Origin of the sequence: Labilithrix luteola (assembly GCF_001263205.1) — a bacterium.
GTDB lineage: Bacteria > Myxococcota_A > Polyangia > Polyangiales > Polyangiaceae > Labilithrix > Labilithrix luteola.
Map to the genome: position 1 here is coordinate 10564548 of NZ_CP012333.1, position 13135 is coordinate 10577682.

At 65.9% G+C, this 13135-nt stretch carries 15 protein-coding genes; 10 read left to right on the top strand and 5 right to left on the bottom strand.

Annotated elements, in window-relative coordinates; all coding sequences use genetic code 11:
- Positions 1-92: 92 nt before the first annotated feature.
- Together AKJ09_RS45580 and AKJ09_RS45585 are read left to right on the top strand one after the other, a co-directional pair.
- Positions 93-734 (top strand): pyridoxamine 5'-phosphate oxidase family protein, encoded by a 642-nt coding sequence (locus tag AKJ09_RS45580; RefSeq protein ID WP_146654128.1) that lies wholly within the window; start codon positions 93-95, stop codon positions 732-734.
- A 340-nt stretch (positions 735-1074) separates the two neighbouring features.
- On the top strand, positions 1075-1509 hold the full coding sequence (locus AKJ09_RS45585; protein WP_146654129.1) for a hypothetical protein: 435 nt from the start codon (positions 1075-1077) through the stop codon (positions 1507-1509).
- Positions 1510-1977: 468 nt separating this feature from the next.
- On the opposite strand, the gene AKJ09_RS45590 is transcribed toward AKJ09_RS45585, so the two are convergent.
- Positions 1978-3087 (bottom strand): hypothetical protein, encoded by a 1110-nt coding sequence (locus AKJ09_RS45590; protein ID WP_146654130.1) that lies wholly within the window; start codon positions 3085-3087, stop codon positions 1978-1980.
- Between the two features lie 429 nt (positions 3088-3516).
- Here AKJ09_RS45590 and AKJ09_RS53820 point away from each other — a divergent pair, with 429 nt between their 5' ends.
- The 4 genes from AKJ09_RS53820 to AKJ09_RS45605 all read left to right on the top strand — a co-directional run bounded on the left by AKJ09_RS53820 (position 3517) and on the right by AKJ09_RS45605 (position 5322).
- Positions 3517-3660, top strand: coding sequence for a hypothetical protein (locus tag AKJ09_RS53820; RefSeq protein WP_169928426.1), 144 nt, complete (start codon positions 3517-3519; stop codon positions 3658-3660).
- On the top strand, positions 3657-4016 hold the full coding sequence (locus AKJ09_RS45595) for an ArsR/SmtB family transcription factor (protein ID WP_146654131.1): 360 nt from the start codon (positions 3657-3659) through the stop codon (positions 4014-4016). Before AKJ09_RS53820 ends, AKJ09_RS45595 begins: the two co-directional genes overlap by 4 nt.
- A 6-nt stretch (positions 4017-4022) precedes the next feature.
- On the top strand, positions 4023-4496 hold the full coding sequence (locus AKJ09_RS45600; protein WP_146654132.1) for an SRPBCC family protein: 474 nt from the start codon (positions 4023-4025) through the stop codon (positions 4494-4496).
- A 193-nt stretch (positions 4497-4689) separates the two neighbouring features.
- On the top strand, positions 4690-5322 hold the full coding sequence (locus AKJ09_RS45605; protein ID WP_146654133.1) for a CpXC domain-containing protein: 633 nt from the start codon (positions 4690-4692) through the stop codon (positions 5320-5322).
- 521 nt (positions 5323-5843) lie between these two features.
- Here AKJ09_RS45605 and AKJ09_RS45615 read toward each other — a convergent pair.
- Positions 5844-6713, bottom strand: coding sequence for a sigma-70 family RNA polymerase sigma factor (locus tag AKJ09_RS45615; protein ID WP_146654134.1), 870 nt, complete (start codon positions 6711-6713; stop codon positions 5844-5846).
- A gap of 214 nt (positions 6714-6927) precedes the next feature.
- Between AKJ09_RS45615 and AKJ09_RS45620 the strand changes: the two genes are divergently transcribed.
- Positions 6928-7284: a VOC family protein gene (locus tag AKJ09_RS45620; RefSeq protein ID WP_146654135.1), complete on the top strand. Its 357-nt coding sequence runs from the start codon at positions 6928-6930 to the stop codon at positions 7282-7284.
- A gap of 112 nt (positions 7285-7396) precedes the next feature.
- On the top strand, positions 7397-7804 hold the full coding sequence (locus AKJ09_RS45625; protein WP_146654136.1) for an OsmC family protein: 408 nt from the start codon (positions 7397-7399) through the stop codon (positions 7802-7804).
- A gap of 6 nt (positions 7805-7810) precedes the next feature.
- Here AKJ09_RS45625 and AKJ09_RS45630 read toward each other — a convergent pair whose 3' ends face one another.
- The gene (locus AKJ09_RS45630; RefSeq protein ID WP_146654137.1) at positions 7811-8026 is read right to left on the bottom strand and encodes a hypothetical protein; all 216 of its coding nucleotides are present in this window, start codon (positions 8024-8026) and stop codon (positions 7811-7813) included.
- A 37-nt stretch (positions 8027-8063) separates the two neighbouring features.
- On the bottom strand, positions 8064-9125 hold the full coding sequence (locus tag AKJ09_RS45635) for a hypothetical protein (protein ID WP_205633969.1): 1062 nt from the start codon (positions 9123-9125) through the stop codon (positions 8064-8066).
- 133 nt (positions 9126-9258) lie between these two features.
- On the opposite strand from AKJ09_RS45635, the gene AKJ09_RS45640 reads away from it, so the two are divergent.
- Together AKJ09_RS45640 and AKJ09_RS45645 are read left to right on the top strand one after the other, a co-directional pair.
- Positions 9259-11295: a protein kinase domain-containing protein gene (locus AKJ09_RS45640; RefSeq protein WP_169928428.1), complete on the top strand. Its 2037-nt coding sequence runs from the start codon at positions 9259-9261 to the stop codon at positions 11293-11295.
- The gene (locus tag AKJ09_RS45645; protein ID WP_146654140.1) at positions 11282-12337 is read left to right on the top strand and encodes a tetratricopeptide repeat protein; all 1056 of its coding nucleotides are present in this window, start codon (positions 11282-11284) and stop codon (positions 12335-12337) included. Before AKJ09_RS45640 ends, AKJ09_RS45645 begins: the two co-directional genes overlap by 14 nt.
- Before the next feature lie 45 nt (positions 12338-12382).
- Here the strand turns inward: AKJ09_RS45645 and AKJ09_RS45650 are convergent, their stop codons facing one another.
- Positions 12383-12949 (bottom strand): YceI family protein, encoded by a 567-nt coding sequence (locus tag AKJ09_RS45650; RefSeq protein ID WP_146654141.1) that lies wholly within the window; start codon positions 12947-12949, stop codon positions 12383-12385.
- Positions 12950-13135 lie beyond the last annotated feature (186 nt).

Sequence of the window (13135 nt, forward strand, 5' to 3'; positions counted from 1 at the left end):
AACATAAGACTCATCCGCTGGCCGGGCGAGTCGGGCTCGTTCGTCGCCCGCACGTGGCTTGCGTTCGAGAGCCCCTGGAGGATACTTCGCGCATGGCCGAGCATCGCCTCACGTCCGAAACGATCGTGACAGAAGCGGAGCTACGGCAACTCATCGGTGAGCCGACAGAGCTGGTACGGTCCAAGATCAGCGACCGGCTCAACGCGCTGACGCGTCAGTTCATCGAGCGGTCGCCGTTCCTCTGTCTCGCAACGTCGGACGAGAACGGCCTTTGCGATGTGAGCCCGCGTGGCGATCCGGCCGGATTCGTTCGCATCCTCGACGACGCGACGTTGCTGATCCCAGAGCGCCCCGGCAATCGGCTAGCCGATTCCCTCCGCAACATTCTCGGCAATCCGCGCGTCGGCTTACTGTTCGTGGTCCCGGGGGTGACGGACACGTTCCGCGTGAATGGTCGGGCAACGCTCACGACCGACGTTGGGCTCCTCGCGCAGTGCGTGGTCGAGGGCAAGACGCCGAAGCTCGGAATCCTCGTCGACATCGAATCGGCGTACACGCATTGCTCGAAGGCATTCCTTCGCTCGCAGCTCTGGGACCCGACACGATTCGTCGACCGTTCGGAGCTACCGACGAACGGCCAGGTCCACAGGGCACTTCAAGGCGACACCTTCGATGCCGAGCAATACGACGCCGAGCGTGCCGCGCGCTACGCCCGCCGCGAAGGGTTCTATTGAGGCTCGTCGCGTTGCCGAATGGACACATTCGTCCTGGCGCTGCAGAACTCCCGCGAGGACGGCATGACTAACTCAAAGCTGGCCAGAGCGTCAGGGCGAACACACCGACCGTCGTAGGGCGAACACACCGACCGTCGTTGGGTCCCTCGCACCGGTGCCGCAGTCACAGTCAAAACGACCGACGTTGACCAGTCACCGGTGCCGCAGTCACAGTCAAAACGACCGACGTTGACCAGTCACGATGACCGACGTTGAACCCCCTCACGCCAGCTAGTCTCGCTTGCGACTCGTTTGCGAATCGAGCTCGGCCATTCGGTGCCCCATGGTAAATGGCCTGACCATGCATCCGACGCACACCGGAGAGACACCGCCCTGGATAGCGAACGGCGAGTCCCCGACGCTTCGTGGCGCAGATCAGACTGCGATTGGGGGATTGGCGTCGGCGATGGAGGAACTTCGCCGACTCTATTTGGCGGGCGAGACCGAGGCGGCGTTGGCCGTGGCCGAATCCGTGCGTCCCGCGCCCGTCGGCACGCCGTGGCCGCTCGACACCATTCCACTCGTCAACATGACTGCGCAGCAAATCATGCAGCTGCCGCTCGACCCGCAGTCGGGGTTCCTCCTCGCGCGCATCGACGGCATGACCCCACTCAAGACGATTCTCGACATCTCCGCGATGCCCCACGAATCGGCGATGCACCGTATCGAGCACCTCGTCCACCTCGGGGCGGTTCGGATGCTCGTTCCGCGGTCTGACACACCGACGTTGTCCTGAGCGCGGCGCCGTCCTGCGTGCAGACCTTCGAGAGGAACACGACGTCGTCGTCGAGCTCGTCACTCGCATTCAGGCCGAAGGGCTGAACCTGGACGAGGCCCGACGCTGGTGCGACGCGTCGCTCTGCCGGCACTCGGTGATTATCCAGCAATGCACGTGCCGAACGCGGCAGCGCAGCGACCGCTTCGAGATGCCGCCGCGTCAGCCGCGGCGCCACGCGGCGATAGACATGCAACTAGCGCAATTCCGGTCTCGCTGGCGGCCGGAGTTCGATCGCATCCCGCATCTTCCATGCGGACATCACCGACCTGATCCTCCCGGCGGCGCAGTGCAGTAAGTCGCCGGATGCCATCGCGCTTGACGACGCTCCGTGGCTCGACGAGCTCGAATGGACTCCGGTCGCCGACAATGAAGACTGGATGCCGGACACCGCGCCGCGACCGAACGTAGTCCGAGTTGGAGCCGAACTCATTCAGAGCGATGCCATCGACTCGAGTTCGCGGTCGTGCCCGCCGATCGCGCCGCAGTGGCCGGCGCGACGGCCCTGTTGGCCGTATCAATGTTTGAAGGCAAAGAGTAACGTTGCGGTCCGTCGACGCCTAGAGCCGCTCTCGAGAGCCGACCGACATCGCCCGCAATCGTGCTCCGTTCGTAAAGGCGTCGATTAAGGGCGCTCGCAATCGCCTTCAGACTGGCGAACGACGTGGCGGCTCTCACGCCGACCTCTCCCTGTTTTTCCGGCCCTTCGCCCCCCGTTGCCGCGACCGCGACAAGAGACTCGGGCAGTAGCTCTCGCGCCCACCGCCATGTGCCCGACGGAAATGGAACATTCGCGGTGCCGTTCTTCAGTGCGTCGAGTGCACGCCGATAAAGCTCGTGAAACCGCTTCCTTTCGGTTCGGGCTTTCTCCACCATATCCCTATTGCCGCCAGCCGCGAACGTTGGATTCCGAGCGCCGAACGGTCTGAAACCATTCGAGCGGTGCGTGACTGGGACGCTGCACAACTTGGCCGCCGTCGTCTTCACGAACCGCCCTGCACTGCGTGCAGCATCGCGAGCGGCTTCGATGGCCGAAGCCACGGATGAGCGCAGCACTTCTTTGGCGTCTGCACCGAACGTTTCGATGAGCGACGGTGGCATCGTAATCGGTATCGAGACGCGCTCGGGCCAATTGGGATTCTTGGGATCGAAATAGACCGAAGGGCGTTCAACGACGATAACGCGCTCGCCGATGTCGTTGACCGAAACGGTGACGCCGGGCCACTGATCGGGGTGCTCCACCAATCCCGCGTCGACTACGTTGGCAAGCGTATATCCGATTGCCCTGAGAACGGCGTCTACGCCGAATAATTGTACGCAACTGGTGGCAGCGCGCTGAAAGACCTCTTCGGGCCATTCCCGATGAACCTTGACCGCATTTGCGATCAAGCGATTGCGCTCGCAAAGGAACGCGGGCAATTCGCCACGCATGTCGGTGAGCACCTCGTGGAGATGTGTCGACAACATCTGGACTGCGTGCAGTGCAATACCGAACTTCGCGGCGATGACCGCCGTGACATACCAGTAAATTTGCTGCATCGTGCCGTCCTCGTCCGGTCGCAGGAGAAAGTGCCTGCGCGTGATACAGCGGGTGATGAACCACGTGACTCCCGGCAAGATCTGGCGAGGACGCGACATGCCGCGCGCTCGAGCACAAGGTATGCCGAGAATCAGGGCCGATTCTTTCAACAAATTCGAGCGAGCCACCTGGCCCGTGACAGTTTCTAGGTGGCCCAGGCCACAGGAAACGCCAGTCCGCAGATCTTGAATGTCAGTCCGTCAGATCTCAACGTCGGTCAGATCTCAGTCCGTCAGATCTCAACGTCGGTCGGATCTCGACGCGGGACACGCAATGCCGACGACAGTCAGATCTCAACGTCGGTCGGATCTCGACGCGGGACGCGCTACGTCGGTCGGATCTCGACGCGGGACGCGCTACGTCGGTCGGATCTCGACGCGGGACGCGCAATGCCGCAGCCGAACCTCAACGTCGGTCCGGTCTCCGGCGTGGCCGGACTCAACGTCGGTCCGGTCTCCGGCGTGGCCGGACTGGCTTCGGCGCAGCCGAGCCTCACCGTCGGTCGGGTCGTCGGGCTGGGGCTTGACGGATGAATGCACTACAATGCATATACACGTCCGTGCAACTCGACATCTTTCAGGCTCTCGCGGATCCGACGCGGCGTCGCATCGTCGAGGCGCTTCGCGATGGGGAGCAGCAGGTCAATGACGTCGTCGAGAAGGCCGGGATTCACCAGTCCGGGGTTTCGCGGCACCTCCGCATCCTCTCCGAGGCAGGCTTCGTGTCCATGCGGCCGGACGGGCAACGTCGGCTTTATGCGTTGAAGCCGGAGCCGTTCCGGGAGCTCGATCAGTGGCTCTCCGAATACCGCGGGCTCTGGGAGGCGCGCCTCGATCGCTTCGACGCTGCACTGAAGAAGAAACAAATGCCGCGTCGAAGAAAGGAGTAGGCGAAAATGAGCAACGAAAAGAAGGTCATCATCGAGCGCACCTACCGAGCGAGCGTCGAGGACGTCTGGGACCTCTGGACGACGAAGGAAGGCTTCGAGTCATGGTGGGGGCCACAGGGTTTCAGGGCCGACGTTCATGAGCTCGATGCACGCGTCGGCGGCGCTCTGCGTTACGACATGATCGCCGACTCACCAGAGATGATCGCGGCGATGAAGCAGATGGGCCAGCCGATTTCCCACGCCACCCGGTCCCGCTTCACTGAACTGAGACGCCACGAGCGACTCGTCCTCACGAACGTCATCGACTTCCTTCCTGGCGTCGCGACCTACGAGAGCAACATCGCGGTTGATTTCTCCTCGTCCGGCCACAACGTTCGCATGGTCGTCACGCTGGACGCCATGCACAGCGACGAGTTCACGAAGATGCAGAAGGAAGGCTTCACGAGCCAGCTCACCAAACTCGACGGACGGTTCGCGTAACCCCACCGTCCGCTCCACGCCCTCATCAGGCCGAAGCGTTGGATTCGTCTGCGGTACAACGGAAGAGACTGGCGACGCCACGCGCGCCGAGCTCGTCGTCGACGGCGGCTTTTCTCAGCTGTGAACGCGTCCCGCCGGGCCCCACGCTCCACCTCTTCTTCGCGAATCGGCGCGTCGGTGGTAACGAACGGGCATGTCCGCCTCCGAAGAGCGCGCCGTTCCCTGCCCCTCTTGCAACCAGGTTTCGAATGCTCGGGTCTACACGAGCATCGATGCCTCGGAGGAGCCGGCGCTCAAGGACGAGCTCTTGCGCGGCAAGCTCTTCGTCTTCACTTGCCCGAAGTGCGGGCACGCGGCGCGCCTCGTCGACCCGCTTTTTTCCTATCACGACGGGGCGAAAGACCTCGTCATCCAGCTCGACACACTCGGCAAGTTCGATGCGGCCAAGGCCGTGGCGTCGTTCGGGGCGAAGCTGCCCAAGACCGCGCGCGTCGTGCGTGACGGCAACTCACTCATCGAGAAGGTAAAGGTCTTCGACGCGGGGCTCGACGATCGGATCGTGGAGGCATTCAAGCTCGTCGCGCGCTCCACGCAGCCTGATGCACGCGCCGCTCGGATTCTCTTCGAGGCCGTCGAGGGAACCGGCGAAGCCTCACGCCTTCGCTTCACGCTGCTCTCGAAGGAAGGCCGCATCTCCGCGCTCGCTGCTCCGCGCCCGATGTACGACAACCTCGAGCTGAAGCTCGCCAAGGACAAGCGACTCGTCACGCCCGAGCCGTTCACCGTGGTCGACGAGGCGTTCGCCGGCTTGCTCCTGGCGGGTTGAACGCCGCCCCCTCAGGCCGGGGCGGTGCCGCCATTGAAGCGGCCGAAACGACACGCAAACAAGAGTGAGCTCGTTACCGCAGGAAAGGCGGCAAGGCCGGCTCCCCATGCGACGTTCACCGGCGAGGACGAGAGCCCTTCCCCGGGAGGCTTCGCGAAAGGGCTCTGGAACGCTCGCCCCATCAGACCGCTCCCCCAGTGAGGAACGGCATGACCATGGGAACACCCTGACGGTGTGCCACCGCGCGCGACTCGATCGACGCACGCGGCCGCTCATAGGCCTCCCGACTCCGCGCGGCGGCGGCGCGACCTACGCAACGTCCGAGGTGAGTAGCGCGCAGGCAAGTTCCTACGTCACATCGGCGAGCACGGGCGCATGTCCCAGGCCGATTTCGCGCGCGCGACGGAACCCCATCCCGCACTCACCAGAGCGCGGTTGGGTACGGCGAAAGCGCAACGAAGAAGACCGGCGGCAATACGTTCTGGAGCTGCCCGCCTCGGGACTACGGCCCGCACCAAGCATCAGGCTGGGGCGGCGAACTCCATCTGATCGAGGCGTGCGCGATCGGCGATGACCTCGATCGAGGTGACCTTGCCGTTCGCGAAGCGGAAGGTGAGCGCGCGAACCACCTTCTTACCGCGCGGGGCGAAGACGAGGCCGAACGAGCCATCGACGATCGCAACCTCGACGAACGGCGCACCGTGCGCGCCAAGAACGGCGCCCTTGGCCCAGTTCGCAGCGCCGCGCACTTCGGAAATTCCGCGCCCGAAGTCGCCACGAACGACGAGTTCGGGATCGAGCACGGCGAGCAGTCCGTCGAGATCGGCACTGCGAAGCGCGGCGAGAAACGCGGCGACGACGCCTCGCTGCGACTCGAGCTCGGCCTCCGGCAAGGTCGGAGCGCCGCGAACGCGCCGCCGCGCGCGGCTCGCGAGCTGACGCGCAGCATCTGGCGAACGTCCGACGATGGTGGCGATCTCCTCGAAGGGGACGGAGAACAGGTCGTGGAGGACGAACGCGAGGCGTTCGGCGGGTTCGAGCGTCTCGAGGACGACGAGCAGCGCCAAGCCGACCGAATCCGCGAAGAGCGACTCCTGCTCGGGATCTCCCTTCCCCGCCGTCGCCGCGCGTGCATCGGTCGCCGGGCTCTCGAGGTCCTCTTCTGCGCGCGTCTTGCGCGAGCGCAGCATGTCGAGACAGATGCGCCCCACCACCGTCGTGAGCCAGCCCCTGAAGTTCTCCACCTCGCCGGTGTCAGCGCGGCTGAGCCGGAACCACGACTCCTGAACCGCATCGTCTGCCTCGGCGAGCGACCCGAGCATTCGATAGGCCACCCCGCGGAGGTGGCTACGGTTCTCCTCGAAGCGTGCGGCGAGATCGCGCTCTTCCACGCCCCCGTCATACCACCGACGCACGTCCGCAGGCGCTCGGGGACAACTGGGGACGACGGCAACCCCAGCAGGAACTCGAAATCGGCGGCAAAACGCGCGCGAAATGCGGGCACCGAACTTTTTTTCGCGCGAGCGGTCACATTCGTCGGTCGCCGTACGTCCACGGTCCGAAACCAACAAGGCGGCCCAGAATCAGGGCCGAACGGAGGCTCTCATGGCAAACGCGCTCGCAGTCCAAGGCATCAAGCTCCACGTCTACCCGGTCAAGGATCTGGAGAAGGCCAAGGCCGTCTTCACGAAGCTCCTCGGCACCGAGCCCTACGCCGATTCGCCCTACTACGTCGGCTTCAAGGTCGGCGATCAGGAAATCGGCCTCGACCCCAACGCGCACCGCAACGGCATCACCGCCCCACTCGACTACTTCCAGGTGGCCGACGTCGAAACGAGTTTCCACGCACTCGTGAAAGCCGGCGTCGAAGTGCACCAGCCGCTCAAAGAGGTCAGCCCGGGCCTGAAGATCGCCATCATGAAAGACGCCGATGGCAACCTCATCGGCCTCACGCAGAAGTAGACGTCAGGGGACGCCGTCTCCTCCCCTCGCCCACTCTGTCCCGGGCGAGGGATGACGGCGAAGAGGGCGTCCTGAGTTGCAATCGGGCGACGCGTGCGCGAGAAATCGCAGCATGACGTTCCTCGCTTCCGTGCATCTCACGAGCGGCTCGGGTTACGAACAGCACATCCGTGCGGGGCATCACGAGCTCAATGCGGATGAGCCCGTGGCGCTCGGTGGACAAGACGCCGGTCCGGCGCCGTTCCAGCTCGTCCTTTCGGGATTGGCCGCGTGCACGTCGATCACGCTGTCGATGTATGCCAAAAAGAAGGGCTGGGACCTCGGCCCCCTCAAGGTCGACTTGCGCGTCTTCGAAGAGGGCGACAAGCACCGCGTCGAGCGCGTCATCACGTTCGATCCGAGAGTCACCGAAGAGCAGCGCGCGCGCCTGGCCGACATTGCCGAGCGCACCCCCGTCACGAAGGCTCTGCGCGGAGGCTTCACGATCGACACCACGATCGGAACGCCGCCCAAGACCTGAAGACCTCTAGCGCGTCGAGAAGCTCTCGCCGCCGACGACGAGAAGCGGGTCGTCGTCGGCGAGCGCATGGGCATGTCCGCCCACGTGCTGCGTCAGCGAGCCCTTTACACCGAGCGCCCCCTTGAGGTCGCGGACGAGGTATTGACCCTCGTGCACGAGCTTGGCTTCGCCGTCGAGCGTGACGTTGACGAAGCCTCCGCTGTCGCGATCGGTGCTGATCATGATCGCGAATGGTCCCTGCGCGTAGCGTGCCGAAGCGTCACGGCGTCATGGCCGAGCCACCGTCTTGCGAGTGGTAGAACGCCGCGAGCAAGGTCGTGCCCACTTCGGAGGCCAACGTCTCGTACGTGCGCCGCCGCGCACCGCCTTGCCCGCCGCGCCCGCCCGCGGTCGGTCGATGCGCGATGAAGGCGTTGTACGCGACGAGCGAGCCATCGCCGCGTAGGACCGAAATGCCGTCCGAAAGGAGCATGCCTCGCGCAAGCGCAGAGGCCGCGTAGATCCCCGCGCGCGACACTTCGTCGTGATGGTGAAGGTAGCTGCGCACGAGCGGCGCCACGTCGACCGGCGGCTCGAGATGCGACGCATCGGGGAAGCAATTGCGCGGGTCGGTGTCGGGTCGAACGACCGCCACCAACATCCCGTGCGGCTGACGCAGGGCTTCACCGAGGACACGCCTCCAGAACGCCTGGATCGCGTTGCGCACGAGCGGCTCGAGATCGGTGCCCAACCGAGTGACGAGGCGATCCACCGTCACCGGTCCGAGCTCGGACTCCGACCGAGCGCCCGAGAGATAGACGTGCCGGAAGACCGAGTGGCTCGCGCGAAGCTCGATGACGTTTTCCTCGAGTGACCACATGCCGAGCACGTTGCCGAACGGCATGTCGGCCGCGCGAAGGCGATCCATCGCCGTCGGATGCAAGACGAACGGGTCCGTCCGGAAGACGCCGTAGGAGAACGAAGAGGTCGCGTCGTCGACCGAGAAGAACACCGCCCAGCCCACGCCGCCGAGCGGAGCCGCGCGTTTGAGTGCTCGACGAACGCCGTCGCAGTCGAGCGTTGCGCGTCCGAGAACCACGGCGTCGAAGCCTCCGAGCTCCTCGACGGTACGCGCCACGTCACGACAGAGAAAGACCTCGGGGTAGAGCGGCGTGCCCTCTTCGCGGTAGCGCGCGAGCGCCACGACCACTTCCGAGATCACGCTGACCGCATTCTGGAAGTCGAGCGCTTCGGTGCGCAGGAAGCTCGCGATTTCCCCAGAAAACAGGTGCCGGAAGCTGATGACGTGCGAGCGGCGCTCGGGAGGATGCACGCGCCCCATTGGAGCAAGGTCGGCGAGCGTCGTCGAACGTGTTCTTCGCTCCGTTTTCTTTCTCGTTTTCCATCACTTGACGGAAATCAACACGAGAGCGGTACCACCCTATCGCACTTATGCTACGCCAACATACCTCCTCATGATGAGCTCGATGCCGACCTCGGGATCTCCCCAAGAAATTCCGCCTGTTACGGGGCTGTCGCTACGTCCAGGCGACGTCGTCGGAGGCCGCTTCCATCTCACGGCCCAGCTCGAGGACGGACCGCCCTGCGCGCGGTTCGCCGCCGTCCAGACGGATACGGGCGTGCCCGTCGAAGTCCAGGTCTTCACCGTCGACGAGACGCTCGCCGCATCCTCGCGCGAGTTGGTCGACAGCGTGCGCCTTCGCTTCCTTGCCGATGCGCGCAAGGCCGCATCGCTGCGGAGCGTGCATACCGCAGGTGTCCTCCAGGTCGGCGTCACCGATCAGGGCGATCCCTTCCTCGTGACCGAGGCCATCGCCGATGGAACACTCGCCTCGCTCATGAAGGAGCGCGGGGCCTTGCCGACCGAACACGCCGTCGACATCGCGCTCGCGATCTGTGATTCGCTCGTCGAGGCCCATGCGCACGGACTCGTGCACGGCTCGCTCGATCCGCGCTGCGTCCACCTCGCCTGGTCGGAGGATGGCCCGTCGCGCGTGAAGGTTGCCGACCTTGCGACGGCCCGCTCGCTCGCCTCACTTCCGCTCGACTTGCGCGCCGATCAGCTGCGCCAGCCGCTCGTCCTCCGTGCGCCGGAGCTCCTCCAACACGGACGCGAGGCCGACGCTCGGTCGGACATCTGGGGCCTCGCCGTCATGGTCTACACGATGCTCGCCGGCGAGCCGCCGTTCGGTGCGGAGACGCCGTCGACGGTGAACCTCTCGATCATGCTCGACGAGCAGACCTTGCTGGCAGGCGTTCCGGACCTGCTCGCCGAGACCGTCGACTCCTCCTTGTCGAAGGCGCCGCAGCTTCGTGCACGCACGATGAAGGCGTTCTCCGAGGAGCTCGGTCCCTTCGGCTCGCGACCGTTCGTGTCCACGCCGCCCTCGCTACGCGCCATCGATACCGGCCGCTTCGAGGCCGTCGAGCTCGAGCGACTCAAGGAAGAGTCCGCGATCCCCGAACTCGTCAGCGTGACCGAGCTCGGTGACGACGACCTCATCGAAGAGGAGATCACGGAGTTCGACGATACGATCCGCGGAAGCACGGCGATCGTCCTTCGGCCGAGCCCGGTTCCGCCCATCGCGACGGTGACGCGCGTGGCGCCGCCCATTCCTGCCGTTCCCGCGCCTCCCGCTCCTCCTCCCGTTGCAACGGCTCCCGTGCCGCCTCCCGCGGCGGTCGAACCGGAGAAGGCTCCCTCGACGACGGCAGCCGCGCTTCCCAAACCTCCGTCCGCCCCCACCCGCGCCGCACTGCCCGCGCCTCCGTCCGCGTCGATGCGCGCGCCCCTTCCGCCGCCGCCCTCGACCACCACGCGTGCAGCACTGCCTGCGCCGCCGACCGCCACGCCCGCGCCGACGCCGACGCCGGGTCAGACCACGACCGAGCCGCTGTCGGTCCGTCGTTCGACCGCTCCGGTGGCCGTCTCGGTGGCACCACCTCCTCCGCCGGTTCGCCCGCCCCCGCGCCTGAGCGTGCCGCTCGCGAAGACGCTCGAGCCGCCGCCCGCCAAGAAGTTCTCCGCGTCGACGCTCGCGATGGCGGCAGCATTCCTCGCCGTTGGCGTGGGAATCGGAACGTACACGTCACGCACGAAGGCACCGGCCGCAGCCAGCGAGGCCCCCGCCGTCACCGCCGCCGAAACGGTCGCCGCACCGACGTCCGCACCGATCGAGAGCGTGAACACGCCCGCGCAAAGCACCGCGCAGGCCGAAGCCGCTCCACGCATTCCGCTCGCGCCGGCATCGATGGGCGTCGCACAGCTGCCCGAGGCGCCGGCCACGGCAACAGCCTCCGCACGCCCCGTCCCGGTCGCCGCCAAACCGCGCACCTATGCGCCGGCGGCCGCTCCGAAGCCCGCCGCGCCCGCCGCGGCTCCCAAGGCCGACTCCACCGATTCTCTCGTTCGCTCTGCGGCCGCTCCGATTCAACCCGAGCCCAAGGCTTCCAACGATGACCTCCACAAGTTCCTCGATGACCGCCGCTAGAGCTGATTGGTGCTCGAGGCTCTCGATCGGCTTCGTTCTCGCCTCGCTCGTCGCGGCTCCGGCCGTAGCGCACGCGGACGGCTCACCGAACACGGGGCGCGCGGAAGCCGCGTACCGCGAAGGCCGCACGCTCCTCGAAGCCAAGCGCTACGACGAGGCGTGCCCAAAGCTCGCGGAGAGCCAGAAGCTGGATCCCGGCGCCGGGACGCTGCTCGCACTCGCACTCTGTCACGAAGGACAGGGCAAGACGGCCACCGCGTGGGCCGAGCTCAACGAAGCTGCGCGCATCGGCAAGAAGGTCGGTCGAAGCGATCTCGCGAACGCCGCGCAGAAGCGCGCGCAGGCCATGGAGCCTTCGCTCGCCAAGCTCGTCGTCCGCGTGCCGCAAGCATCGGACGACCTCGCGATCACGTGCGACGGCAATCCCGTCGCCGCGACGGACCTCGGCAGCCCCTTTCCCGTCGATCCCGGGGAGCACAAGGTCGAGGCCTCAGCCCCCGGCAAGGTCGCGCGGAGCTACACGGTTCGGCTGAGTGGCGCAGGCGTCGTCGAGATCGTCGTCGACAAGCTCGATGACGCACACGAAGCAACACCGGCGCCGGCCACGAAGCCCGTCTCCACGACCCAGACCACCTCCGCCGAGTACGACGATCCCGTTCACGACTCTTCGCCGAACCGCGGCGGGGCCCAGCGCACCGTCGGCCTCCTGCTCGTCGGTGCGGGCATCATCGGCGTCGGCGCCGGCGCTTACTTCGTCGGAAAGGGACTCAGCGAGTCGTCGGAGGCTCGCCGCACGTGCCCGACGACGCCTTGCGAATCCCAGACCGACGCCAACGACCGCGCCAAGGATTCGATGAAGACGAGCGTCATCGCCTTCACCGCCGGAACCGTGGCGGTCGCCGCCGGGACGATCGTGTACCTCCTCGCCCCGAGTACTTCGAGCTCGTCGCGCCAGACCGGCCAGGCTCCCAAGCCTGTCGCTCGCGTCGTCCCTCACGCGGGGCCCTCGGAGCTCGGTCTGGGAGTGGTTGGCTCGTTCTGAGCAGCATGAGCCGGCCCACCACGGACCGGCTCTTCGCCACCTGACTCACGCCGTCGCGGTCGCAGCGCCGTTGGTCGCTGTCACCGCCTCCTCGTCGAGCACGGCCTCGACGTCGAGCTCGAGCTTCACCTTCTCGCCGACGGCCACGCCGCCCGTCTCGAGCAAGGCGTTGAAGCTCACGCCGAAGTCCTTGCGATTGATGGTGCCGCGCACGCTCACGCCGGCGACCGTCTTGCCGTAGGGATTCTTCGACGTGCCGAGGTACTCGACCTCGAGCGCTACCGGTTGGGTCACGCCGCGGATCTGAAGGTCACCGTGGACGACGTACTCGGAGTCGCCCTTGGCTTCGATCGACGTGCTCTTGAACGTGATCTTCGGGTGATTCTGCACGTCGAAGAAGTCGTTCGTGCGCAGGTGCGCATCGCGATCGGCGTTGCCCGTCTCGATGCTCGCAACGTCGATCTCGCCGGCGAACGTCGAGCGCGTGAAGTCCTTCGGGTCGAGGCGAACGTCGCCGCGATACGACTTGAACTGTCCGCGTACGGTCGTGACCATCATGTGCTTGACCGAGAAACCAACGTGCGTGTGGACCGAGTCGATGAGCCAGTTCATGAGTGCACCTCTTCCGTAACGAGCGCGCTGGGCGCGATGCCCGGCGCTCGTTCACGGCTCCCTCTGCGTTTGGGAGAGCACCTCCAGCACCGCGCTGGGGGTCTGCTCTCCACGCCTCGGAAGATGCACCGCCACTCCCATTCGAACAATGGGCCCATTGCCGAACAAACCGTTGCGCACACGACA